We start from the raw sequence: 22601 nt of genomic DNA, 5'->3' as shown, positions 1-22601 counted from the left end.
GGGTCAGCTCCTGGTTGCGCGGCGGGGGTGCGGCGGCGAGTCTACCGACCGTCGCCGACGCCCCGCCCCGCCGCCCGCCCGTCGGACGCCGCCACCGGACCGGCCGACGCGGTCACAGCGAGCCGTCCCGGAACGCCCACCTGCCCGCGACCATCGTCCCCGCGACACCGATCCCGACGAGACCGCCGGGCGTCGCCGCGAGCGCCACGGGGTCGTCGTCCAGCACGACGAGGTCGCCAGACCCACCGACCCGCAGCGCGAGCGGTTCCCCGTCCACCGACGACGCCAGCGCGACGTCGGCCGCGACCGCCTGCGCGGCGTGGAACGGCGCGTCGCCCGGTGCGGCACGATGCACCGCCGCGTCGATCGCGAGCCACGGGTCCAGCGGCGCGACGGGCGCGTCCGAGCCGAACGCGAGCTGCACGCCCGCCCGGTGCAGCGCCCCGTACGGGAACGCGCGATCCGTGCGCCCCGCCCAGTGCCGGGCCGCGACGTCACGGTCGTCGAGCAGGTGCGCGGGCTGCACGCTCGCGACCACCCCCAGCGCCGCGAACCGCTCGACGTCGCCGGCCGCGACGAGCTGTGCGTGCTCGACCGAGCCGCGCGCCCCGGTCGTGGCGATCGCGTCGAGCGCGAGACGGACCGCGGCGTCGCCGATCGCGTGCACCGCGACCTGCAACCCGTGACGCGTGGCGTGCGCGAGCAGCGGGACCAGCTCGGCCGACGGGACCGAGAGCACGCCGTGGTCGGCGGTCCCCGGGTACGGCTCGTCGCACCAGGCCGTGCGCGTGTTCAGCGAGCCGTCGACGATCACCTTGAGCGGACCCTGCACGACGAGCGAGCCCGCGCCGGCCACGGGGTCGCCGGTGCTCAGCTCCTCCCGCACGACCCGGTCGAGGTACGGCTGCCACACCCCCGCCCGCACGCGCACCGGCACCGGCCCGGCGGTCGCCCGCCGCCGCCACACCGCGAGGTTGTCGGCGATCTCGACGTCGACCACGCCCACGACGCCCCGCGCCGCCGCGTCGGCCAGCGCCTCGCCGACCAGCGCGTCGACCGTCGCGTCCGGCAGGTGCTCGAGCCGGCCCTGCAGCGGCAGCCAGTCGGACTCGCGCAGCAGCCCGGCCACGGTGCGGGCACCGAGGAACCGTAGTCCGGCGCTCGACGCCCACGCGCAGTGCAGGTCCCCGGAGACCAGCACCACGGGCACGTCGCCGGCGACCGCGTCGAGCGCGGCGACGGTCGGCTGGTCGGGCCACAGCCCGTCGCGGAACCCGTGCCCGACGAGCGGCGCACCACCGGTCGGTGGCGCGGCGGCCAGCCGGTCCGCCACGAGCGTCAGCGCGTGCACGGCCGAGGTCGCGGACGACAGGTCGAGCCGGCGCCGCACCAACGCCCACTGCGTGAGGTGGGTGTGCTGGTCCCAGAGCCCGGGAACGACGAACCGGCCCTGTCCGTCGACCTCCTCCACGCCGGCCACGCGCGGCAGCGCGGACCCGACCGCGGCGAGCCGCCCGGAGCGCACGAGCACGTCGACGGGCTCGTCGTCCCCGGCGCGGCGCACCGCGCGGAGCAGGACGTCACCCACGGGCTCTCCCTGCGTGCCGAGGGCGGTCAGACCGCGAGGGGGACGCCGGTGAGGCGCTCGTAGGCCTCGAGGTAGCGCTCGCGCGTCCGCTCGACGACGTCGGCGGGCAGCGGCGGGGGCGGCGCGTCCGACGCGCGCTCCCACCCGGAGGCAGCCGAGACCAGCCAGTCGCGCACGAACTGCTTGTCGAAGCTCGCCTGGGGGTGGCCGGGCTGCCACTGGTCGGCGGGCCAGAACCGCGACGAGTCGGGGGTGAGCACCTCGTCGCCGAGCGTGATCGCGCCCGTCGCCGGGTCCGTGCCGAACTCGAGCTTGGTGTCCGCGAGGATCACGCCGCGCTCGCGCGCGATCGCCTCCGCGCGGGCGTACACCGTGAGCGTCAGGGCGCGCAGGGCGGCGGCGGTCTCCTCGCCGACGGTCTGCGCGACCACCGAGAACGGCACGTTCTCGTCGTGCTCCCCGAGGTCGGCCTTGGTCGCGGGCGTGAAGATCGGCTCGGGCAGCCGCGAGCCGTCGACGAGGCCGCCCGGCAGCGCGATGCCCGTGACCTCGCCCGACGCGCGGTACTCCGCGAGGCCCGAGCCCGTCAGGTACCCGCGCGCGACGCACTCGACCGGGAACATCTGCAGGCGCCGGCAGATCATCGCGCGCCCGGCGACCACGGCGGGCACCTCGGTGGAGACCACGTGGCTCGGGACGAGGTCCGCGAGCTGCTCGAACCACCACAGCGAGAGCTGCGTGAGGACCACGCCCTTGTCGGGGATGCCGGGGCTCAGCACGTGGTCGAACGCGGAGACGCGGTCGCTCGCGACGACGAGCACCACGTCGCCGTGCGCGTCCCGCACCGCCTGCCCGTCCGCGGTGTCGTCCGGGACGTACAGGTCCCGGACCTTGCCCGAGTAGGTGTGGGTCCAGCCGGGGACCGTCGCGGTCGAGGCGTCCGTGGCATCAAGAGTCACGGCTCCAGTGTGACCGCCCCGACGCGCGCGGTCACGTCGCGCCCGCCGACCGGACGTCAGTCCTCGGCCAGGCAGACCAGGTCGGTGCCGTCGCCCTCGACCCACCCGACCGCGGTCTGGGGGCACTGCGCCTCGTCCTTGACGACCTGCACGGCACGGAAGTCGTGCGCGTGCGAGCACCCGATCAGCACGGCCTGGTCGCCGTCGACCTTCCAGCAGGAACCCGCCGTGGGCTCCAGCGACTCGGACTCCGCCCACATGCTGACCGCGACCCCGCCGACGACGAGGCACGCGACGACCCCGGCGACGGCGAGGCCCTTGCCCTGTGCGCCGAGCGCAGCGCCGCCCGCCGAGCGCGACGCGCGGTAGGCCGTGACTGCCCGGAACAGCAGGATCGCGCCGAAGATCATGCCGCCGTACCAGATGATCCCGCCGGACGACCCGCTCGCGACGATCGTCGAGATCGCGCCGGCTACGAACACGCCGACACCGATCCAGAACGTCTTGACGGCCTGTGCCCGGTGCGCGGCCGCCAGCGCGGCCTCCTCGGCCCCGTCCTCGTCCTCGACCCACAGCTGCCATCCCTCGGGCGCGGCCGGCCAGGACGGGTCGGGCTCCCACCCGGGGGGCGGCTGCCAGCCCTCGGGTGCGGTGGGCCACGTGGGCGGGGGGTTGTAGCGCACGGTCTCTCCCTGGGTGAGGCCGCGCACCCGCGCGCGGCGCGCGCAGCATGGCACGACGAGAGCATCCGCCGTGGCCGTTTCGGTCGCGGTTCACCCGATCCCCGACGCCGCCGGCCGCCGTGTCGCGCGTGCGGCGCGCGGCGGCTCAGGCGGAGGCGGCCTTGAGCGCGATGTCCGTGCGGTGCTGCGCGCCGTCGAGCGTGATGAGCGCGACGCCTGCGTAGGCCGCCGCACGGGCGTCCGCGAGGTCGGTGCCGGTCGCGGTCACCGACAGGACCCGCCCGCCCGCGCTGACCACGCGGTCCTCGTCGTCGAGCGCGGTGCCCGCGTGCAGCACGTGCACGTGCGGCACCTCGTCGGCCGCCGCGAGCCCGTCGATGACGTCGCCCGTGCGCGGCGCCGCGGGGTAGCCCTGCGACGCCACGACGACGGTCACGGCCGCCTCGTCGGACCACTCGAGCGGCGGCAGCGCACCCAGGCCGCCCGTCGCAGCCGCCAGCAGCACGCCGCCGAGCGGCGTGCGCAGCCGCGCGAGGACGACCTGCGTCTCCGGGTCGCCGAAGCGCGCGTTGAACTCGACGACGCGCACGCCCGTGCTGGTCAGCGCGAGCCCGCAGTACAGGACGCCGACGAACGGCGTGCCGCGGCGGGCCATCTCGGCGACGGTCGGGCGGGCCACGGTGTCGAGCACCTCGTCGACGAGCCCCTCGGGCGCCCACGGCAGCGGCGTGTACGCGCCCATGCCGCCGGTGTTGGGGCCCTGGTCGTCGTCGAGCGCACGCTTGAAGTCCTGCGCGGGGACCAGCGGGACCACGTCGACGCCGTCCGACAGGACGAACAGCGAGACCTCGGGACCGTCGAGGTACTCCTCGACGACGACCGCGCCGCCCTCCTTCGCGAGGCACGCTCGGGCGTGCTCGATCGCGGCCGCACGGTCGTCGGTCACGACGACGCCCTTGCCCGCCGCGAGACCGTCCTCCTTGACGACGTGCGGCGCGCCCAGCTCGTCGATCGCGGCGACGGCCTGCTCGACGGTCGTCGCGACGCGCGGCGCGGCGGTCGGCACGCCCGCGGCGGCCATGACCTCCTTGGCGAACGCCTTCGAGCCCTCGAGCCGCGCGGCCGCACCGGACGGGCCGAACACCGGGATGCCGGCCTCACGGACCGCGTCGGCGACGCCGGCGACGAGCGGCGCCTCGGGACCCACGACGACGAGGTCCGCGCCGAGCGTGCGCGCGAGGTCGGCGACCGCGGCGCCGTCGAGCTGGTCGACCGCGTGCAGCGTGGCGAGCGCACCGATCCCGGGGTTGCCCGGGGCGGCGTGCAGCTCCGTCACGGCCGGGTCGAGCGAGAGGGCTCGGATGATCGCGTGCTCACGGGCGCCGGTTCCGACGACGAGGATCTTCACGGCGGCGAGCGTACCGGGGCGCGTGCGACGCCCGCCGCGCGCGTCCGCCTCCGCCGGCCGCCGCCCGGTCAGTCGACGGGCAGCGGGAACACGTCGAGGTAGACGCGCACGCGCCGGCGGTCGAGCCCGTCACCCGCGTCCTTGCGCGCCTTGGCGGCGTCGGTGTGCCGGTCGAGCACCTCTTGCAGCTCGACCTCGAGCGCCTCCGCCTCCTCGAGCGAGAGGCTGGACGTCGACGACGTGTGCAGCGCCGCGTCGTCCCACGGCGCCGCGTCGTCGATCGAGTCGAACCACTCCTGGAGCGTCTCCGCGCGCTCGGCGATGACCGCGCGCAGCGTCGTCTCGATCGCCAGCCGCGCACCCGGCTCCTGCATGTTCCGCCGGTCCAGGCTGAAGCCCACCGGTCGCCACCAGCGCTCGCGCCCGCCGGGCGCCGCGTGGGGGTCGTCCTCGATGATCCCGTGCCGCTCGAGCTGGCGCAGGTGGTAGCTGGTCTGCCCCGTGCTCTCGCCGAGCGCGCGGGCGATCTGGCTCGCCGTGCCCGAGCCGTGCGCGGACAGGTACCGGTACATCGCGATGCGCAGCGGGTGGGCGAACGCCTTGAGCGCCTCGGCGCCGAGCGGGTTGGGCAACTCGAGGGCCGGCCGCTCGGTTTCCGGGGTCGGGGGCTCGGACACGTCGGCGAGTTCGGGCACGTCCGTCTCGTCCTGGCCCTTGCGCTGCGTCATATGCAGAGATACCTTTGCATCGCTTCCTTTGCAGAGAATCCTTTGCATCCGATTCTCTGCATCCTACGACCAGCGTAACGGGGCAACCATGACCACGAGCACGCACGCGCCGACCACCGCGACGGCCTCGACGGGCCCCGCCGCGACGACGGGCACGACGACCAGCGAGCCGACCAACCTCGACCCGCCCGCTGCACCGACCACCGACACCCCCACCCCCGTCGCCCTCGAGCCGCTCGGACGCAGGTTCACCGCGCTGCTCACGTCGACGGGCCTGGCGAACCTCGGCGACGGCGTCGTCCAGATGGGCGCCCCGCTCGTCGCCCTGACGCTGACCCGGTCCCCCGGCCAGCTCTCCCTGCTCGCGGCGGCGACGTGGCTGCCCTGGTTGCTGCTCGGCCTCGTCGGGGGCGTCGTGATCGACCGCACCGACCGCCGCAACGCGCAGGTCCTCGCGCTCGCCGCCCGCGGCATGCTCCTGGCCGCCGGCGCCGCGCTCGCGCTCACCGACCAGCTGTCGATGGTCGTGCTCGTCCTGCTCGTCCTCGCGTACGGCGTGACCGAGGTGTTCGCGGACCTGGCGCAGACCGCGCTGGTGCCCGACCTCGTCCCGCGCAGCCGGCTGCAGGCCGCCAACGGGCGGGTCCTCGCGACGCAGCAGGTCACCAACACGTTCGTCGGCAGCCCGCTCGCGGGTGGCCTGCTCGCGCTCGGCACGGGCTGGGTGCTCGGCGTGCCGGCCGCGATGGCCGTGATCGCGGTCGTCGTGCTGCTGCGCGGCATCCCCGGCCGGTACCGCGCGGAGCGCTCCGAGCCGACCCGGGCGAACGCCGACGTCCGCGAGGGCGTCCGGTACGTCGTGCACCACCCCGTGCTCCGGCCGTTCGTGCTCGCGGGCGGCGTGATGAACATGGCGAACACCGCGTACATGGCCGTGTTCCTGCTGTGGGCCGTCGGTCCGGGCTCGCAGGTCGGGATCCGCGCCGAGCACTACGCGCTGCTCGCGACGCTGTTCGCACTCGGCGCGATCGGGGGCTCGCTGCTGACCGAGCGCCTGGTGCGCCGCCTGCCCGAGCTCGGCGTGATGTACGTCTGCTGGGGCGTCGTCGCCCCGATGCTGCTCGTCCCGGTACTCGTCCCGACCGTCGAGGCGATCGGCGTCGTCATGGTGCTGCTGGGCGCGACGAACACGATCGGCAACACGATCTCGATGTCGCTGCGCCAGCGCGTGGTCCCGCGGCACCTGCTCGGCCGCACGTCGGGCGCGGGCCGGACGATCGGCTACGGGCTCATGCCGATCGGCGCGCTGCTGGCCGGCGTGATCGGCGAGCAGGTGGGGATCGCCCCCGTGCTCGTCGGCGCCGCGGTGGTCACCGCGCTCGCCGCGTCGTACCCGGTGTTCACGGTCCGCCGCAGCACCGTCCAGGCGGCCGAGGCCGCCAACCCGGACCTCGCCGCCGCCTGAGCCCTGGGGCGCTCCCGGGCCCGCGAGAACGAGCGAGGCCCGGACCCCCTCGGTGGTCCGGGCCTTGCTCGTCGGTCGGGGTGCTCAGTCGAGCAGGTCGTGCTTGATGATCGTCGCCTCACGGCCCGGGCCGACGCCGATCGCGCTGATCCGCGCACCCGAGATGTCCTCGAGGTACTGCAGGTAGCGCTGCGCCGCGGCGGGCAGGTCGTCGAGCTCGCGCGCGCCCGTGATGTCCTGCGTCCAGCCGTCCAGGTACTCGTACACCGGCCGGGCGTGGTGGAAGTCGGACTGGTCCGCGGGCATCTCCTCGTGCCGCGTGCCGTCCACGTCGTACGCGACGCACACCGGGATGCGGTCGCGGCCCGTGAGCACGTCGAGCTTGGTCAGCACGATGTCCGTGAGCCCGTTGACGCGCGAGGCGTACCGCGAGACCACCGAGTCGTACCAGCCGGTCCGACGAGGCCGCCCGGTCGTCGTCCCGAACTCGCCGCCGGTCTGGCGCAGCCACTCGCCGTCGTCGTCCAGCAGCTCGGTGGGGAACGGCCCCTCGCCGACGCGCGTGGTGTACGCCTTCGCGACGCCCACGACGCGGTCGATCCTCGTCGGGCCGATGCCCGAGCCCGTGCACGCGCCGCCGGCCGTGGCCGACGAGGACGTCACGAACGGGTACGTGCCGTGGTCGACGTCGAGCATGGTCGCCTGGCCCGCCTCGAACACGAGCGTCTTGCCCGCGTCGAGCGCCTGGTTGAGCACCAGCGGCGTGTCCGCGACGTACGGACGCAGGCGCTCGGCGAAGCGCAGCAGGTCCTCGACCGTCTCGTCGACCGTGATCGCGCGGCGGTTGTAGACCTTCACCAGCAGGTGGTTCTTCTGGTCGAGGGCGCCCTCGACCTTCTGCCGCAGGATGTTCTCGTCGAACAGGTCCTGGATGCGGACGCCGACGCGGTTGATCTTGTCGGCGTACGTGGGCCCGATGCCGCGGCCGGTCGTGCCGATCCGGCGCTTGCCGAGGAAGCGCTCGGTGACCTTGTCGACCGTGCGGTTGTACGGCGCGATGACGTGCGCGGCCGACGAGACGAGCAGGCGCGACGTGTCGACACCGCGCGCCTCGAGCGCGTCGATCTCGGCGAACAGGACCTCGATGTCGATCACGACACCGTTGCCGATGACCGGGACGACGCCGGGCGACAGGATGCCGGACGGGAGGAGGTGCAGCGCGTACTTCTCGCCACCGACGACGACCGTGTGACCGGCGTTGTTGCCGCCGTTGAACTTCACGACGTAGTCGATGCGCGAGCCGAGCTGGTCGGTCGCCTTGCCCTTGCCCTCGTCGCCCCACTGGACGCCGAGCACCACGACGGCGGGCATCTGATCACTACTCCCACGCTGCCAGACGGGCCGGAAGGGCACGGGGCGGCAGGTACCCGGTACCTCCGAGAGGGTACCCGATGGTCAAGAAGCGGTCAGGTCCGGTCCACAGGCGGCGGGGTCCGCGACGCCCACGACGACGGCGATCAGCCGCGCTCAGCGCAGCCCGGACACCTCGTCGAGCGAGGTCCCGGAGTCGAGCAGGAGCTGGCCGCAGCGCTCGGCCTCGTCGGTCTCCCCGATCGCGTCGGCGGCCTCGGCGAGCGCGAGCACCGAGCGCAGGAAGCCCTGGTTGGGCTCGTGGTGGGCGGGGATCGGCCCGCGACCGCGCCAGCCCGCCTTGCGCAGCGCGTCGAGACCGCGGTGGTAGCCGGTGCGCGCGTACGCGTACGCCGCGACCGGGTCGCCGGTGTCCTCGAGCGCCCGCTCGGCGAGCAGCGCCCAGACGATCGAGGCCGACGGCGCCACGCGCACGGCCTGGCGCGCGTCGTCGCCTGCACCGAGCGCCGCGCGCGCGTCCGCATCCGGGCCGTCGGCGGGCAGGAGCGTGGGCTCGGGGCCACCGAGGAGGTTCTCGTGCGTCATGGTGTCAGTGTGCCGCGTCGCGGAGGCCCGCGGCAGATCCGGACAGGTGTCCGACTCCGCCGCGGTTCGGCGTGCGCGCGTCCGCAGGGCCAACTAGGGTCGAGCAGCCGAGCCAGCACACCCCTTGGGGACGGACCATGATCGAGATCTCCACGTCGCCGACGAGCACGACGCTCGTCATCACAGGCGACCTCGACCTCGCGGAGCGCGACCAGTTCCCCGAGGTCGCCGCGCGGGTCGTCGGTCTGCGCCGTCAGCTCGTCGTCATCGACATGTGCCGCGTGACGTTCATGGACTCCACGGGGGCCGCGTTCCTCATCGCGCTCGCGGACTCGGCGCGCAAGCGCGGCGGCGCGGCGGCCCTGCGCGGCGCGGACCCGCGCGACCTGTTCGTCCTCGAGGTCTGCGGCGCGCTCGAGCTGTTCCGGGTCGACCCGGACCACCGCTGCGAGGACGCCCGGCCGGCGAGCGACTTCTCGGCCCCCGCCAGCACCTGAGCCCCTGCGTGCGCCGCGACCGGACCCGGCGTGACCGTGCGCGTGTGCAGCTGACCTGCCCGGGCGTCTGAACCGAGCGCCGCGTCAGCGCCCCGTCGCCGGCAGCGCGCCCGGACGGACCTTCGCCCACACGACCTTGCCGCGGCTCGACTGCCGCCAGCCCCAGTCGGCGAGCCGCTCGACGATCTGCATGCCGAACCCGCCGACGCGGCCCGGGTGGCCGTCGGTGGACACGGGCGGGGCAGGGTTGCCGTCCTCGACCTCGATGCGCAGGCCGTCGCCCGTGTCGTAGAGCTGCAGCGAGACGTGACCGAACCCGTGCAGCACGGCGTTCGCGACGAGCTCGGAGACCACGAGCTCGGCGTTCGCTGCGTCCGGCATCTCCCACGCGTGGCACGTGCGGACCACCGCGTGCCGCGCGCGGGCCACCGAGGCGGCCTCGCTCGGCAGCGACCAGCGCCGGCGCCGCGGGCTGCGTCCGCGCTCGGCGACGTCGCAGGGGTCGGGGACGCGCACGACGACGACCGCGACGTCGTCCTCGGGGTGGTCCGCGAGCCGTGACAGCAGCTCTTCGCCGATGCCCGCGGAGTCGCGAGCGGTGACCGCCGAGACGACCTGGGCGAGCGCCTGCAGGCCCTCGCGCAGGTCCCGGTCGCGCCGTTCGACGAGCCCGTCCGTGTGGTAGACGAGCACATCACCGGGCGCAAGGACGAGCTCGGCGGTGTCCCGCTGCCCCCCGCCGAACCCGACCAGCGGCCCGCCGGCCCCCAGGAGCTGGGTGACCTGACCTTCGCGCACGTGCAGCACGGGCAGGTGCCCGGCGCGCGACCAGCGCAGGCGCCACGCCTCGCCGTCGCGGTGCAGGGTGGACAGCACCAGACCCGCCGCACGCGGGATGCGCATGCCCGCGACGAGCTGGTCGACACGTTCGAGCACCGGGCCGGGCAGAGTCACGTCGTACGCGTAGGACCGCACGACCGAGCGCAGCTGGCCCATCGCCGCCGCGGCCTCGACGTCATGCCCGACGACGTCGCCGATCACCACGCCGACGACGTCGGGGGCGATCTGCAGCACGTCGTACCAGTCGCCGCCGACCTGCGCGTTCTCGGAGTTCGGCGCGTAGTAGGTCCAGACGTCGAGGCCCTCGACCTCGGCCTGCTGGGGGAGCATCGCGCGCTGCAGCGTCTCGGCGAGGCGGTGCTCACGGTCGTACAGGCGCGCGTTGTCGAGCACGAGCCCGACGCGCCGCGCGATGAGCTCGAGCACGGTCGTCGTCGCCTCGTCGAGCTCGCCGGGCTCGCGCGGCTGGACGACGAGCACGCCGATGACCCGGCGCCGCCCCGGCACGGGCAGCACGAACGCCCGGCCGCCACCCATGACTCCCCCGCGCCCCTGACGGCCGTCCACGTCGCCGACCGTCACGTCACCGCTCGTCTCGCGCGCGATCCGCTCGGCGAGCCAGTGCGACGCCGACGCGCGTGGGTGCGCGCGGTCGAGGACGAGCTCGACCGGCCGGTCCTTGTCGCCGTCGAGGAGCTGCTGCACCTCGTCCTGCGGCGCGTGCGCCTCGTCGCCGCCGTCCGCGCGCCGCGTCTCGCCGTGCCTGCTGCCGCGGCCCGAGGGCGGTCGCAGGTCGCTCGCGGCGTCCAGGGGACGCAGGCCGCCGTCGTTGACGTAGAACGACGCCCACCGGACCACGGTGCGCCGCAGCAGCGCGGCGATCTCGTGCAGGGGCGTCACGCGGTCCGTCACGTCCATGAGCAGGTCCGAGACCTGCACGATGATGTTGACGCTGCGACGTTCCTGCCGCTCGGCCTCGACGATCCGGGCCTGCTCGGCATCGTGCGTGAGGCGCTCGGTGCGGTCCTCGAACGCCACGATCCAGCGCTCGGGCGCACCCCCGCCCGGGTGCGGGACGGGTGAGAAGTGGACCTTGCACCGGAACAGCGAGTCGTCGGCGCGCGGGATCGACAGCTCGGCCGTCGTCGGCTCGCCGCGCTGCAGCCGCGCCCGCAGCGCGGCCATCTCGCCGTGCCGCCGGACCTCCGGCGGGACGGGACGGCGCTGGCGCTCCCGGGCGCCCGCGGCGTCGTACCCCGTGGCCTGCTCGAACGCCGCGTTCGCCCACACGATGCGCAGGTCGCGCGCGTCGCACATCGCGAACGGCACCTGCGTGGACTCCAGCGCGAGCGCCAGGACGTCGACCGAGGGCGGCTCCGGACGGTCGTCGGCACCACCGGAGCCGTGACTCGCGACAGATCCGGACGTACTCGTCGTGCCCTGGGTGTTGACCGCGACCACCTCCGATCGTCTAGCGTGCCGAACGGGAGCGACGCCGTCCTGGCGTCGTCCTCGCCGGAAGGAGCACCGTGCGCGACGGTAACAGCACGATCGAGGGCGGGCCCGTCCAGCCGACGGCCGGTCCCGCGCAAGACCCGTCGCACCGCGACGGGGAGCAGGGGGGCGTCCACGTCATCGTCGGGGCGGACGCGACGAGGATCGTCCTGTCAGGGGAGGTCGACGCCGACCTCGGGGCCGAGCTGCACGAGGCGACGACCGAGGCGGAGAACGTCGGGCTGCCGATCGAGGTCGACGCGCATCACGTCACCTTCATGGACTCGTCGGGCGTCGCGTTCCTCGCGCGCCTGTCGATCCGCTCGCAGCACCGCGTGCGGCTGCTGCGCGTCCCGCCGACCGTGCGCTTCCTCCTCGAGGTCACGCGCATCGGCGAGCTGCTGGACGTGGTCGAGGAGAGCGACGAGCGCGAGTTCCAGCCCGTCGCACCGGACGCCCGGCCCCACTGAGGCCGGTCGCCACGAACGAACGAGCCGCGCGGCCCCTCCAGGGACCGCGCGGCTCGTCGTGTGCGACGCGGGTGCGTCAGCGCTGGGTCAGCGCAGCTTCTGGCCCGCCGAGCGCAGCTGCTGGGCAGCCTCGACGATGCGCGCGGCCATGCCGGCCTCGGCCAGCTTGCCCCACGCGCGCGGGTCGTAGGCCTTCTTGTTGCCGACCTCGCCGTCGATCTTCAGCACGCCGTCGTAGTTGCGGAAGAAGTGGTCCGCGACCGGGCGGCTGAACGCGTACTGCGTGTCCGTGTCGATGTTCATCTTGATGACGCCGTTGTCGACCGCCTCGGCGATCTCCTCGGCCGTCGAGCCCGAGCCACCGTGGAACACGAGGTCGAACGGCGACTCCTTGCCGAGCTCCGCGCCGACGGCCTTCTGGATGTCCGCCAGGATCGACGGGCGCAGCTTGACCGCACCGGGCTTGTACACGCCGTGCACGTTGCCGAACGTGAGGGCCGTCAGGTAGCGGCCCTTCTCGCCCGAACCGAGCGCGCGGACCGTGGCCAGGCCGTCCTCGGCCGTGGTGTAGAGCTTGTCGTTGATCGCGGCCTCGTGGCCGTCCTCCTCGCCACCCACGACGCCGACCTCGATCTCGAGGATCGTGCGCGCGGCCTGCGAGAGCTCGAGGAGCTCCGCGGCGATGACGAGGTTCTCGTCGAGCGGGATGTCCGAGCCGTCGAACATGTGCGACTGGAACGTCGGGTTCTCGCCGCGCTTGACCTGCTCGGCCTCGAGGGCGAGCAGCGGGCGGACCCACGAGTCGAGGTTCTTCTTGACGCAGTGGTCGGTGTGCAGCGCGATCGTCACGCCGTAGTGCTTGGCGACCTCGGTCGCGTACGCCGCGAGCGCGAGCGAACCGGAGACCCGGTCCTTGATCGTCGAGCCCGACGCGTACTCCGCGCCACCGACCGAGACCTGGATGATGCCGTCGGACTCAGCCTCCGCGAAGCCCTGGATGGCGGCGGTGACGGTCTGCGACGACGTGATGTTGACGGCCGGGTAGGCGAACTTGCCCGCCTTCGCCCGGTCGATCATCTCCGCGTAGACCTCGGGGGTGGCGATAGCCATCTGCTCACATCTCCTGTGGCTTGTGTGGGGGTGGTGTCGCCCCCGAGTTTGCCACTACCGGGCGTTCGCGCGTCCGGGACGTCCTTCCCATGGACGTCCCACGCCGCGAGGACTCAGCCCTCGTCGGCGGTGCGGGCCGTCAGGCCCGCGTGCTGCGTGACCCACGTGTGCATCGCGATCGCAGCCGCGGCGCCCGCGTTGATCGAGCGCGTCGAGCCGAACTGCGCGATGTGCAGCACGTCGACCGCGGCCGCACGCGCCTCCTCGGACAGCCCCACGGACTCCTGGCCGAACAGCAGGACGCACGCCCGGGGCAACGGGTACCCCTCGAGCGGCACCGAGCCGGGCAGGTTGTCCACGCCCAGCACCGGCAGGTCCTCCGCGTTGGCCCACGCGATGAGCTCGCCCACGCTCGCGTGGTGCTGCACGTGCTGGTAGCGGTCGGTCACCATCGCGCCGCGGCGGTTCCACCGGCGGCGTCCGACGATGTGCACGCGCGCCGCCAGGAACGCGTTGGCGGTACGGACCACCGACCCGATGTTCAGGTCGTGCTGCCAGTTCTCGATCGCGACGTGGAACGCGTGCCGGCGCAGGTCGAGGTCCGCGACGATCGCCTCGAGCGTCCAGTAGCGGTACCGGTCCGCGACGTTGCGGCGGTCGCCGTGGGCGAGCAGGTCGGGGTCGTAGCGGGGGTCGTCCGGCCACGCCTCCGGACCCCCTGGCCACGGAGGGACCCCGACCTCGGACTCCTCCACGAGGCCAACGTAGTCCGGTCGGTCGTCCGGTTCTCGCCGACCGGCCCCGTGTCGCCCGGCCCGGTCAGGCCAGGCCCGCGGCGAGCTCGGCAAGCACGTCCGCCGCGTCGTCGTGCCGCGCGAGCGCAGCCGACTGCCCCAGCCACAACGACTGCAGCTCGCCCAGGTCCCGTGCGCCGGCCGGGCCGCGGAACTGCCCGGTGAGCCAGTTCTGCGCCGGGAACGGCGCCACCTGACCCGAGCGCTCGATCTCCCGCACGGCGCGGTTCGGTGCGCCCCGCGACAGCCGACCGCTCATCGCGTCCGTCAGGACCGTGCCGTGCGCGGGGGTCGCGGCGATCGCGGCGCGGTGCGCGTCGCTCGCCGCCGACTGCCGCGTGCGCAGGAACGCGGTGCCGACGACCACGCCGTCCGCCCCGAGAGCGCGCGCCGCGGCGACCCCGCGACGATCGGCGACTCCCCCGGCCGCGAGCACCGGGACGCGGACCGCGTCGACGACCTGCGGCACCAGGGAGAACGTCCCGACGAGCGCGTCCGACGCGCGGTGCAGGAACGAGACCCGGTGCCCCGCCGCCTCGGCGCCGCACGCCACCACGGCGTCGACACCGGCGTCCTCGAGCGCACGCGCCTCGTCGACCGTCGTCGCCGTGCCCACGACTCGGGTGCCACTCGCGTGCGCACGCTCGACCACCCACGCGGGCGGCGTGCCGAACACCAGGCTGAGCACCGCCGGGCGGGCGTCGAGGGCCGCCGTGAGCTGGTCGTCCACGTCGGGCAGGAACGCCGCGGGTTCGTCCGGCTGCGCGAGCCCGAGCTCGTCGAAGAACGGCGCGACCGCCGCGCGCGGGCCGGTCAGGTCGACGTCACCGGGCCGGACCTCGTCGCCCGTCGCGAGCCACAGGTTGAGCGCGAACGGACGGTCCGTCGCGGCGCGCAGCGCGGCGGCCGTGCGTGCGATCCGCTCGGCGTCGTAGCCGTACAGGCCGTACGAGCCGAGCCCGCCGAGCCGGCTCACCGTCGCGGTGAGCTCGACCGACGACACGCCGCCGAACGGTCCGAGCACGATCGGGAGGTCGATGCCGAGCAAGGTCTCGAGCCGTCCGCTCATCGGGTGTCCTCTCTCGCTGAGCCGCGCGTGCGCGACGGCTGCGTCGTCACGTCGCGAGGCCAATCCAGCACAGACGGGCCGGCCCGGTCAGCACCGCGTCCACGCCTCGGGCGTCGCCTGCGCTCGTCGGCCCGTCCCGGCCCGCTGCACGCGGACGTGCACAGAGTGCGCACAGCAGGCCCGCAGCCGGGTCACAGCCCGCCCCGTACGCTGGTCACATGCTCACGACGACCGCGCTCGCGGCGATCGCGCCTGCCTCCGGGCCGCTGCACGCCCTGGGACCCGACTTCCTCAACGCCGAGCACCTCATCGAGTCCTTCGGCACGTTCGCGCTGCTCGGCATCATCGTCGTGGTGTTCATCGAGACGGGCCTGCTGTTCCCGCTCCTGCCGGGCGACTCGCTGCTGTTCACCGCGGGCGCGCTCGTCGCGCAGGACATCCTGAACTTCCCGCTGTGGCTGCTGTGCCTGCTGATCTTCCTGGCGGCGTTCCTCGGGGACCAGACCGCGTTCCTCATCGGCCGCAAGCTGGGGCCCAAGGTCTTCAACAAGCCGGACTCACGCTTCTTCAAGCAGTCGTACATCGACCAGACGTACGCGTACTTCGACAAGTACGGCGGCCGGACGATCATCGTCGCGCGCTTCGTGCCCATCGTGCGGACGTACGCCCCGGTCGCGGCCGGCGTCGGCAACATGCGCTACCGGCACTTCGTCTCCTACAACGTCGTGGGCGCGCTGCTGTGGGGCGTGGGCGTGACCCTGCTCGGCTTCGCGCTGGGCAATGTCTCGTTCGTCAAGGAGAACATCGAGGCGCTGCTCGTCGTGATCGTCCTGATCTCCGTCGTGCCGATGGCGATCGAGGTCTGGCGCGCGCGCCGCGGCGGTCCCGCCGAGAAGCGCGACGAGCGGTACGACGAGCCCGGCGAGCGGGCGCAGATCGAGAGGAAGTCGTTCGAGTGACGCGCGAGATCAAGGCCTGGCTGTCCGACATGGACGGGGTCCTCGTCCACGAGGGCATCGCCGTGCCCGGCGCCGCGGAGTTCGTGCGCGCGCTGCGGGACGCCGAGCGGCCGTTCCTCGTGCTCACGAACAACTCGATCTTCACGCCGCGCGACCTGCGCGCCCGGCTCGCGACCTCCGGCATCGACCTGCCCGAGGAGGCGATCTGGACCTCGGCGCTCGCCACCGCGCAGTTCCTCGTCGACCAGATGCCCACGGGCTCGGCGTACGTCATCGGCGAGGCGGGGCTCACCACCGCGCTCTACGAGGCCGGCTACACGCTCACCGCGGCCGAGCCCGACTTCGTCGTCCTGGGCGAGACGCGCACGTACTCGTTCGAGGCGATCACCAAGGCGATCCGGCTGATCCAGGGCGGCGCGCGCTTCATCTGCACCAACCCGGACGTCACCGGGCCGTCGGTGGACGGCGACCTGCCCGCGACGGGTGCCGTGGCCGCGATGATCCAGGCCGCGACCCGGCGTCAGCCCTACTACGTGGGCAAGCCCAACCCCATGATGATCCGGTCCGCGCTGAACCGGATCGACGCGCACTCCGAGCACACCGCGATGGTCGGCGACCGCATGGACACCGACGTCGTCGCCGGGATCGAGGCCGGGCTGCGCACCTTCCTGGTGCTCACCGGCTCGACGCGGCCCGCGGACGTGGAGCGCTTCCCGTTCCGCCCCTCGGAGATCGTCGACTCGGTCGCGGACCTGGTCGAGCGCGTGCGCTGACCCCGCCGGGACCTAGGTCCCACCCCGCGGCGCGTCTCATTGGGGAGATTCGCCCGATGACGACACCGGCGCCCCGCTCGCCCGCCAGGCCGACGAACCGGCGTCGGCGCGGGCCGGGGTGGGTGCCGCGCGAGCACGGCGCCTGGGCGATGCTCGTCGTCCCGGTCGTCGTCGGGGCCGTCCTGACGGGTGCCACCTGGCGCCATGCGCTGCTCCTGGTCACCTGGCTCGTCGCCTACCTCGCGTTCCACGCGACCGGGCTGTGGCTGCGCGCCGCGCGCCGCCCGCGCTACTGGCCGCCCGTGCGCGCGTACGGGATCGGCGTCGTCGTCCTGGGCGGCGCGTTGCTCGCGAGCGCCCCCGGCCTGCTGCGCTGGGGTCCCGTCTACGCGCTGCTGCTCGCGACGAGCCTCGCGTGCTCGGTCCGTCGCGCCGACCGGTCGTGGCTCAACGACACCGTGACGGTGGGTGCGGCGATGCTCATGACGGTCGTCTCGGCCGGGCTCGGGAGCGACGCGAACCCCTCGGCGCTGCGGCTCACCGACACGTGGCTGCCGCCCGGCGCCGGCGACGTCGCGGTGTGGGCGACGACCGCGGTGCTCGCCGCGTACTTCCTCGGCACCGTTCCCTACGTCAAGACGCTGCTGCGCGAACGCGGCAACCGCGCGGTGCTGACGGCCTCGATCGCCTACCACGCGGAGCTCGTCGCGCTCGCGTGCGCGGTGCTCGCGGTCCTCGTGGCACGCGGCGCCGAGGCCGGCAGCATCGCCGTGGCCGGCGCGCTCGTCGCGGGGGCCACGGGTCTGCTGCTGCGCGCGATCCTCGTGCCTCAGCGTCGGCCGTGGCCCAGCGCCCGGGCGATCGGGTTCGGCGAGATCGCCGCGACGCTCGTCGTGACCGCCATCGCGTGCGTCACCCCGGCGCTCGTCAGCCTCCCGACGGCGGTCTAGCCGGGGGTCTGCCGACTCGCGCTTGACCGAGCCGTGCCCGAAGCGGCGGTCGGTCCGTTCGTCCTACGGAAATGCTTTTCCATCGGCTTACCGTGGATTGACCACAGCCGGACCGCTCGGCGGTGTTCATGCACGAAGGAGAGACTCGATGGACAAGACCCAGAAGATCGCTCTCGTGACCGGTGCGCACAGCGGCATCGGTCGAGCCACCGCCATCCGCCTCGCCGCAGATGGCCACGCCGTCGTGTGCGCCGACGTCCTGGGCACCGACGACACCGTCGCGCAGATCGAGGCCGCGGGCGGCACCGCGTTCGGCGTCACGCTCGACGTGTCGAAGGCCGCCGACTGGGACGCCGCGATGGCCGCCATCACCGAGAAGTTCGGCGGGGTCGACCTGATGGCCGCGGTGGCGGGCGTCGTCAACCGCTTGAGCCCCGACACGGTCGTCGACCTCACCGAGGAGGCCTGGGACCACGTGCTCGGCATCAACGCGAAGGGGATCTGGCTCGGCATGCGCGCCGTCATCCCCTCGATGCTCGAGCGCGGCGGCGGCCGCATCGTCAACATCGCCTCCCTCGCCGCGCACAAGGGCCTGCAGGGGCTCGCGTCGTACACCGCGTCGAAGGGTGCGGTCGAGGCGCTCACGCGTCAGGCCTCGGTCGAGTACGGGCGTCGGGGCATCCTGATCAACGCCATCGCGCCCGGCACGATCGAGACGCCGATCAACGCCGCGCTCCTCGCGACGCCGGAAGGCGCCGCAGCGAGCCTCGCGACGACCACCATCGGCCGGTGGGGCCAGCCCGCCGAGCTCGCGGCGGCCGTCTCGTTCCTGCTCAACGAGGGCTCGTTCGTCAACGGGCAGGTCCTGCTCGTCGACGGCGGCTGGGACGTCTCGGGTGGCGTCTCGTACGACTCGACGACCATGTGACCTCCAGCCCGCTGGGGCCACGGCGAAGGGCCGGTCGCTCGCGGCGACCGGCCCTTCGGTGTCTCGTGGGTCCGGCCTCGTCGCCAGGGACGGGGTCAGAACCGGACGGGGTCAGACATGGACGGGGTCAGAACTGGACGGGGTCAGAACTGGACGTTCGGCGCCTGACGGACCTGCGGGTCCTCGACCTCGAAGTACTCGGCCCGCTCGAAGTGGAACATCCCGGCGATGACGTTCGTCGGGAAGGTCTCGATCTTCGTGTTGAGGCTGCGGACGTTGGCGTTGTAGAAGCGCCGGGCCGCGGCGATGCGGTCCTCGGTCGTGGACAGCTCGTTCTGCAGCTGCTGGAAGTTCTCGCTCGCGCGCAGCACCGGGTAGTTCTCCGCGACGGCGAACAGGCGCCCGAGGGCCTGCGTCAGCTGGTTCTCCTGCGCCGCCTGCTCGGCGACCGAGGCGCCAGCCCCGGCCGCGGCGGCGCGTGCACGCGTCACCTCGTCGAACACCGCGCGCTCGTGCTGGGCGTAGCCCTTGACGGTCTCGACCAGGTTCGGGATGAGGTCGTGCCGGCGGTGCAGCTCGACGTCGATCTGGCGCCACGACTCCTGCACCAGGTTCCGCAGCCGCACCAGCGCGTTGTACTGCGCGATTGCCCACAGCAGGACGATGACGACGAGCACGACCACGACGATCGCGACGATGGCTCCAGCAGGCACGACGGCTCCTTCTCCAGGGGTTGGCGTGAGCCTAGCGGGCCAGGGGATCGTGCCCGTGGTCCAGCCAGACATGTCGCGGGACGGCGTCCGCGATGGCGGCCAGCAGCGCGATGCGCGCGTCCAGCCGCTGCAGGTTCGTGCGCCCCGACGCCCAGGTCAGGAGCGTGGTCCCCTCGATGCGCCACGCGACGCGACCCTCGCGCAGCAACCGCTCGACGAGGCGCGGGTGCAGGATCGCGTGGCCTACCGCCAGGTCCGTCGCACGCACCACGAAGCGCTTGTTGAACTCGTCCGACTCGACGTCCAGGTCGACCTTCCCGAACGCGGTGGCCAGGCGCGAGCCCACCGACTCGGGCGTGACCTCCAGGTCCGGCAGGAACGCCGGGAGCTGCAGCGTGACGACGTGGAACGTGTGCGTCGTCGTCGAGCGGCTGCCGTCGCTGTCGGTGCTCGAGGTCTCGTACGAGTACACGAACGACAGGAGGTCGTGGCCCTGGAACGAGCCCGCGACCACGTCGGCGACCTTGCGGTTGTCTCCCGTGCCGAACGGCGCGCCACGCCAGCGGCTCACGAGTGAGCGGTCCGCCGGGAGCCGGTGCCAGCGGCGCGGCTCGAGCCACGCGTCCAGCGCCTTCTGGTGCTTGCGGTGCGAGATCACGGACCAGGTCAGCAGGCCGCCCATGAGCACGAGCCCGACGACCAGGACGAGCACCACCGGGTTCGGTCCGCTCTCGAGGAAGCCGGCGTCGACGAACGTGTCGGGCTCACGCACGACGCGCCTCCGAACGGGCGTCGAGCCACACGTGCCGCGGGATGTGGTCGACGACCGTGTCGAGCAGGCGCAGGCGGTCGTCGAGCACGTCGACCCGCGTGCCCGTCGCGTCCCACGCGCGGATCCAGCGACGGTCGATCTCCCACGACCCGCCCGCGAGATCCGGCTCCAGGAGCCGCTGCGCCAGGCGAGCGTTCAGGATGGCGTGCGCGGTGCGCGGGTCCTCGGCGCCGGCGAAGTACGCGTCGTTGAAGTCCGCGGACTCGATCAGGTGGTCGATCGCGCCGGCAGCCTTGGCCACCGCGGTGCCGACGCCCTCGGGCTGCACCTGCATCTTCGGCAGCGCGACCGGGAGGCGGATCGCCACCACGTGCACGTCTGCCCAGACCTTCAGGCCGTACTTCTCCCGCACCAGGTAGCGGAACGTGAACGAGATCGTGTCGCGACCCTTGCGGGCGCCCCCCTTCAGCATGGCGCCGCCCCACGACGGCGCCCCCGTCACGCGGCACGCCCGCACGACGTCGACCGCCATGTGCTCACCGCTCGCGTACCCCGGCTCGAAGGGCGAACCCGTCAGCACCGCCAGCACCGAGTCGTCGCGCGGCGCGTACGCCCAGCCGCGCTCCTGCGCCCACTGCTCCACCGCCCGGGAGAGCACACGGTGCCGCCGGGACTGCGAGGTGTACGCGAGGTAGACGAGCGTGCCCGCGCACAGCCAGAACAGGACGCTCAGCGCGTCGAGGAGCGGCCCGTCCCCCGCGATGCGGCCGACGACGATCACGAACACGGCGCCGCCCGCAGCGGCCCAACCCAGGCGTCGGTGCGTCAGCCACGCGGGCATCGTCGTGTCCCCCTGCATCCGCCGGTCAGGCCAGACCGAGGTCCGTCAGGTCGAACAGGAAGTGGTACGGGACGCCGAGCGCCTCGATCGCCTCGCGCGCGCCCGTGCCGCGGTCGACGATGACCGCGACGCCCGCGACCTCGCCACCCGCCTCGCGCACGGCCTCGACCGCGGTGATCGCGGAGCCACCCGTCGTCGAGGTGTCCTCGAGCACGACGACTCGTCGGCCCGTGACGTCCGGTCCCTCGATGCGGCGCTGCAGCCCGTGGGCCTTGCCCTCCTTGCGCACCACGAACGCGTCGACGTCCTGCCCGCGGCTCGCCGCGGCGTGCAGCACGGACGTCGCGACCGGGTCGGCACCGAGCGTCAGCCCGCCCACCGCGTCGACCTCCGCGGTGCCGAGGCCGACCTCCTCGAGCAGGTCGAGCATGAGGTGGCCGATGAGCGGCGCGGCGCGGTGGTGCAGCGTCACACGGCGCAGGTCCACGTAGTAGTCGGCCTCGCGGCCGGACGAGAGCGTGACCTTGCCGTGCACCACGGCGAGGTCGGTGATGAGCTGGCGGAGCTGGTCGCGCGGGCTGGCCGCGAGTGCGTCGTCGGTCACGCCGGGAAGGCTACCGGGACGAGGCGTTCACCCGGCAGGTTCGTCCACAGGCCGCGGGGTGCCCTCCACCGCCTTCCGGTAGCGCCCGACTGCGCGGATCGCGCTGCGGGGTGCCAGGCGGGCCGCCGCCGCGACCGTGCGGTAGCGCAGGCTCGGCGTCGAGATCACCACGCCGCGGCGCACGTCCGCGAGCGCCTTGGCGACCACGTCCTCCGCGTTGAGCCACGCGACCTGCGGGTACGCCGAGACGTCGATGCGCCCGCGCTCGTGGAACTCGGTGTGCACGAACCCCGGGCACAGCGCGGTCGCCGTGACACCCGTGCCCTTGAGCTCGACCGCGAGCCCCTCGGTGAACGTGCGCACCCACGCCTTGTGCGCCGAGTACGTCCCCGACGCGAGCAGCGCCGCGATCGACGCGACGTTGAGGATCGCGCCCCGGCCGCGCGCGACCATCGCCTCGGCCGCCGCGTGCGACAGGACGAGCGGCGTGCGGACCATCAGGTCGAGCGCGGCCTCCTCGCGCGCCAGGTCGCCGCCGACGAAGTGCTGGTTGAGCCCGAGGCCCGCGTTGTTGACCAGCAGGCCCACGGGACGCTCGTCGTCGCGCAGCCGGTCCGCCACGCGCTCGACCTGCGCACGGTCCGCGAGGTCCGCGACGAGGACCTCGGCGCGGATGCCCGCGCCCGCCTCGAGCTGTGCGGCGAGGCGCTGCAGGCGCTGCTCGTCGCGTGCGACGAGCACGAGGTCGTGCTTGGCCGTCGCGAGCTGCCAGGCGAACTCCAGGCCCAGGCCGGCGCTGGCGCCGGTGACGAGTGCGATTCCCACCCCGCCACCCTACGGACGCCGGGGCGCCGGGTCACTCGCTGACGCGTGTCGCTCGCCCGTGCCTGCTCGGGGGCAGGACCGGGTCCGGCTCCGGCTCCCGTGACGCGCGGACGTGGCCCCCGGGCGTCGGGAGGGTGTGGACGAGCGGGAGGAGGTGGGTGAGGGCTCGTAGGGT

23 protein-coding genes are annotated in these 22601 nt (G+C 73.7%); 7 read left to right on the top strand and 16 right to left on the bottom strand.

Annotation, left to right across the window (positions count from 1 at the left end):
• Positions 1–112 precede the first annotated feature (112 nt).
• The 5 genes from CWIS_RS05960 to CWIS_RS05940 all read right to left on the bottom strand — a co-directional run bounded on the left by CWIS_RS05960 (position 113) and on the right by CWIS_RS05940 (position 5366).
• The gene (locus CWIS_RS05960) at positions 113–1588 is read right to left on the bottom strand and encodes an amidohydrolase (protein ID WP_048342340.1); all 1476 of its coding nucleotides are present in this window, start codon (positions 1586–1588) and stop codon (positions 113–115) included.
• A 26-nt stretch (positions 1589–1614) separates the two neighbouring features.
• Positions 1615–2547 carry a phosphoribosylaminoimidazolesuccinocarboxamide synthase gene (locus CWIS_RS05955; RefSeq protein WP_048342339.1) on the bottom strand — a complete coding sequence of 311 codons (933 nt, stop codon included), beginning with the start codon at positions 2545–2547 and terminating at the stop codon, positions 1615–1617.
• Between the two features lie 56 nt (positions 2548–2603).
• Positions 2604–3230, bottom strand: coding sequence for a hypothetical protein (locus CWIS_RS18655; protein WP_197080772.1), 627 nt, complete (start codon positions 3228–3230; stop codon positions 2604–2606).
• Positions 3231–3375: 145 nt separating this feature from the next.
• The gene (gene purD / locus CWIS_RS05945) at positions 3376–4638 is read right to left on the bottom strand and encodes a phosphoribosylamine--glycine ligase (RefSeq protein WP_048342337.1); all 1263 of its coding nucleotides are present in this window, start codon (positions 4636–4638) and stop codon (positions 3376–3378) included.
• Positions 4639–4706: 68 nt separating this feature from the next.
• Positions 4707–5366: a transcriptional regulator gene (locus CWIS_RS05940; RefSeq protein WP_082156256.1), complete on the bottom strand. Its 660-nt coding sequence runs from the start codon at positions 5364–5366 to the stop codon at positions 4707–4709.
• Between the two features lie 88 nt (positions 5367–5454).
• Between CWIS_RS05940 and CWIS_RS05935 the strand changes: the two genes are divergently transcribed.
• On the top strand, positions 5455–6831 hold the full coding sequence (locus CWIS_RS05935; RefSeq protein ID WP_082156255.1) for an MFS transporter: 1377 nt from the start codon (positions 5455–5457) through the stop codon (positions 6829–6831).
• An 84-nt stretch (positions 6832–6915) separates the two neighbouring features.
• Here the strand turns inward: CWIS_RS05935 and CWIS_RS05930 are convergent, their stop codons facing one another.
• The gene (locus CWIS_RS05930) at positions 6916–8202 is read right to left on the bottom strand and encodes an adenylosuccinate synthase (RefSeq protein ID WP_048342336.1); all 1287 of its coding nucleotides are present in this window, start codon (positions 8200–8202) and stop codon (positions 6916–6918) included.
• A 156-nt stretch (positions 8203–8358) separates the two neighbouring features.
• On the bottom strand, positions 8359–8787 hold the full coding sequence (locus CWIS_RS05925; RefSeq protein WP_048342335.1) for a DUF3151 domain-containing protein: 429 nt from the start codon (positions 8785–8787) through the stop codon (positions 8359–8361).
• Positions 8788–8924: 137 nt separating this feature from the next.
• Here CWIS_RS05925 and CWIS_RS05920 point away from each other — a divergent pair, with 137 nt between their 5' ends.
• Positions 8925–9284: an STAS domain-containing protein gene (locus CWIS_RS05920; RefSeq protein ID WP_048342334.1), complete on the top strand. Its 360-nt coding sequence runs from the start codon at positions 8925–8927 to the stop codon at positions 9282–9284.
• 84 nt (positions 9285–9368) lie between these two features.
• Here the strand turns inward: CWIS_RS05920 and CWIS_RS05915 are convergent, their stop codons facing one another.
• On the bottom strand, positions 9369–11585 hold the full coding sequence (locus CWIS_RS05915) for a SpoIIE family protein phosphatase (RefSeq protein ID WP_231583679.1): 2217 nt from the start codon (positions 11583–11585) through the stop codon (positions 9369–9371).
• Positions 11586–11653: 68 nt separating this feature from the next.
• On the opposite strand from CWIS_RS05915, the gene CWIS_RS05910 reads away from it, so the two are divergent.
• Complete coding sequence (locus CWIS_RS05910; protein WP_082156254.1) at positions 11654–12088, top strand: STAS domain-containing protein; 435 nt, start codon at positions 11654–11656, stop codon at positions 12086–12088.
• Positions 12089–12175: 87 nt separating this feature from the next.
• Here CWIS_RS05910 and fbaA read toward each other — a convergent pair whose 3' ends face one another.
• From fbaA to CWIS_RS05895, 3 genes are all read right to left on the bottom strand, one after another.
• Positions 12176–13198: a class II fructose-bisphosphate aldolase gene (fbaA, locus tag CWIS_RS05905; RefSeq protein WP_048342333.1), complete on the bottom strand. Its 1023-nt coding sequence runs from the start codon at positions 13196–13198 to the stop codon at positions 12176–12178.
• A 113-nt stretch (positions 13199–13311) separates the two neighbouring features.
• Positions 13312–13953 carry a TrmH family RNA methyltransferase gene (locus CWIS_RS05900; RefSeq protein ID WP_048342332.1) on the bottom strand — a complete coding sequence of 214 codons (642 nt, stop codon included), beginning with the start codon at positions 13951–13953 and terminating at the stop codon, positions 13312–13314.
• A gap of 64 nt (positions 13954–14017) precedes the next feature.
• A complete protein-coding gene (locus CWIS_RS05895; RefSeq protein WP_048342331.1) occupies positions 14018–15061 on the bottom strand; it encodes a nitronate monooxygenase family protein in 1044 nt (347 codons plus the stop codon).
• Positions 15062–15279: 218 nt separating this feature from the next.
• On the opposite strand from CWIS_RS05895, the gene CWIS_RS05890 reads away from it, so the two are divergent.
• The 4 genes from CWIS_RS05890 (at position 15280) to CWIS_RS05875 (ending at position 18671) form a co-directional block, all read left to right on the top strand.
• A complete protein-coding gene (locus tag CWIS_RS05890; protein WP_048342330.1) occupies positions 15280–16020 on the top strand; it encodes a VTT domain-containing protein in 741 nt (246 codons plus the stop codon).
• Positions 16017–16793 carry an HAD-IIA family hydrolase gene (locus CWIS_RS05885; protein ID WP_048342329.1) on the top strand — a complete coding sequence of 259 codons (777 nt, stop codon included), beginning with the start codon at positions 16017–16019 and terminating at the stop codon, positions 16791–16793. The genes CWIS_RS05890 and CWIS_RS05885 overlap by 4 nt, the downstream gene beginning before the upstream one ends.
• 56 nt (positions 16794–16849) lie before the next feature.
• Complete coding sequence (locus CWIS_RS05880; RefSeq protein WP_082156253.1) at positions 16850–17743, top strand: YwiC-like family protein; 894 nt, start codon at positions 16850–16852, stop codon at positions 17741–17743.
• Positions 17744–17891: 148 nt separating this feature from the next.
• Positions 17892–18671 (top strand): SDR family NAD(P)-dependent oxidoreductase, encoded by a 780-nt coding sequence (locus tag CWIS_RS05875; RefSeq protein WP_048342328.1) that lies wholly within the window; start codon positions 17892–17894, stop codon positions 18669–18671.
• Positions 18672–18814: 143 nt separating this feature from the next.
• On the opposite strand, the gene CWIS_RS05870 is transcribed toward CWIS_RS05875, so the two are convergent.
• From CWIS_RS05870 to CWIS_RS05850, 5 genes are read right to left on the bottom strand one after another with little or no spacing between them, the layout of a single operon-like run.
• Complete coding sequence (locus CWIS_RS05870) at positions 18815–19384, bottom strand: LemA family protein (protein ID WP_048342327.1); 570 nt, start codon at positions 19382–19384, stop codon at positions 18815–18817.
• A gap of 31 nt (positions 19385–19415) precedes the next feature.
• A complete protein-coding gene (locus tag CWIS_RS05865; RefSeq protein ID WP_053071576.1) occupies positions 19416–20156 on the bottom strand; it encodes a hypothetical protein in 741 nt (246 codons plus the stop codon).
• Positions 20149–20997, bottom strand: coding sequence for a hypothetical protein (locus CWIS_RS05860; RefSeq protein ID WP_156186570.1), 849 nt, complete (start codon positions 20995–20997; stop codon positions 20149–20151). The genes CWIS_RS05865 and CWIS_RS05860 overlap by 8 nt, the downstream gene beginning before the upstream one ends.
• 25 nt (positions 20998–21022) lie before the next feature.
• Positions 21023–21601, bottom strand: coding sequence for an orotate phosphoribosyltransferase (gene pyrE, locus CWIS_RS05855; protein WP_048342325.1), 579 nt, complete (start codon positions 21599–21601; stop codon positions 21023–21025).
• Positions 21602–21628: 27 nt separating this feature from the next.
• Positions 21629–22426 carry an SDR family oxidoreductase gene (locus CWIS_RS05850; RefSeq protein WP_048342324.1) on the bottom strand — a complete coding sequence of 266 codons (798 nt, stop codon included), beginning with the start codon at positions 22424–22426 and terminating at the stop codon, positions 21629–21631.
• Positions 22427–22601 lie beyond the last annotated feature (175 nt).

Origin of the sequence: Cellulomonas sp. A375-1 (assembly GCF_001040865.1) — a bacterium.
Taxonomy (GTDB): Bacteria; Actinomycetota; Actinomycetes; order Actinomycetales; family Cellulomonadaceae; genus Cellulomonas; species Cellulomonas gelida.
The sequence above is the reverse complement of the archived record's forward strand: the minus strand, read 5'-3'. Positions and strand labels throughout refer to the sequence as shown.